The organism is Parafrankia sp. BMG5.11, assembly GCF_004337455.1.
In genome coordinates this window covers 1-1,506 of the sequence record NZ_SJXI01000145.1, presented here as the reverse complement: position 1 = coordinate 1,506, position 1,506 = coordinate 1, and the positions used below count along the sequence as shown (strand labels likewise).

At 70.8% G+C, this 1,506-nt stretch carries 1 protein-coding gene; it reads left to right on the top strand.

Features of this window, described 5'->3' with window-relative positions; all coding sequences use genetic code 11:
• Positions 1-37: 37 nt before the first annotated feature.
• On the top strand, positions 38-1,312 hold the full coding sequence (locus E0504_RS47740; protein WP_207974724.1) for an IS4 family transposase: 1,275 nt from the start codon (positions 38-40) through the stop codon (positions 1,310-1,312).
• The last annotated feature ends 194 nt before the right edge of the window (positions 1,313-1,506 follow it).

Here is a 1,506-nt window from a genome sequence, read left to right as displayed (position 1 = left end):
CATGCTTTAAGTGATCGCCGGCTGGTAGGTTGGTGATGTGGCTCATGACGGGGCTGAGGGATTGTCGCCGGAAGGCTGGCTGCCGGACCGGGTGTCGGTGGGGGCGTTGACGAAGGCGTTCCCGCCGGATCTGGTGGACCGGGTCCTCGAGGCGACGGACACGGTGGAGGTGCGCCGCCGGCTGCTGCCGTCCCGGCTGGTGGTGTATTTCGTGTTGGCGCTGTGGTTGTTCCGGGGCCGTAACTGCGGTTACGGGCAGGTGGTCTCCAAGCTGGTGGATGCCTTTTACCACCGTCGCCGCGCCGCTGACCTGCTGGCGGGGCTGCCGTTGGACCCGGCCGGTACGGTGGACGCCGGCTCCGGCCGTACGTGGAGGCCACCGAACGTCTCCTCGCTGGTCCGGGCGCGCGCCCGGGTCGGAGCGGACCCGTTGCACATGCTGTTCGACGAGGTCGCCGGCCCGGTCGGCACCGAGGGTGCCGCCGGGGTGTTCCTCTGCGGGCTGCGGGTCGTCTCGATGGACGGGACCACCACCGACCTGCCTGACACGCCAGCCAACGAGGCGGTGTTCGCCCGGCCGTCCAACGCCGGCCGGGCGGGGGCGTTCCCGCAGGTCCGGTGGCTGGTGGCGGCCGAGTCCGGGACCGGCGCCCTGGTCGGCGCCACGTTCGGCCCGTACACGGTCGGGGAGCAGAGGCTGGCCGCGGACCTGCTGGGCGCGTTCGGTCCGGGGATGCTGGTGCTGGCCGACCGTAACTTCCTGTCTCACCGGCTGGCCCGCGACGTGCTGGCGACCGGCGCGCACATCCTGTGGCGGGCCTCGGCGTCGTTTGCCCTCACCCCGACAAAGGTGCTGGCTGATGGCACCTACCTGGCCCGGTTGAACCCCGCCCGCGGGGCCGACGGCGCGGCGGTCACGGTCCGGGTAGTCGAATACACCGTGCACACCACCACCACCGGCGGCGGCGAATCCTGTTCGGAGCTGTTCTGCCTGGTCACAGACCTCCTCGACGTCGAGGAGTACCCAGCGTTGGACCTGGCCTGCGCCTACCCGGACCGGTGGGGCTGCGAGACCGTGATCGGTCACCACAAGACCGACATGGGCGAAGGCCAGCCCGTCCTGCGCAGCAAGGACCCCGAAGGCGTCGCCCAGGAGATGTGGGCGCTGTTCGCCGTCTACCAGGCGATCCACACCCTCGTCGGCGCCGCCGTGGACGCCACCGGGATCCCACCAGGCAGGATCAGCTTCCCGCACGCCCTGGCCGCCGCGACCGACACCGTCACGGCCGGTTTTCCCCCCTCACCAGCTTGACCTGGCGCTGGCCACCTTCCTCCTCAAGATCCTGCGACCCGCGACGTTCGTTCGCGACCGCCCCGACCGCGCCAGCCCGCGCAGAACCAAGAAGGCCGGTGACTTCCCCGCCCGCCGGCCCGGCGAACCCAGCGTGGTCAACGTCAGCCGACGCATCGAACTCCACTGCCTCGACCGGCCACGATCACCTTAAA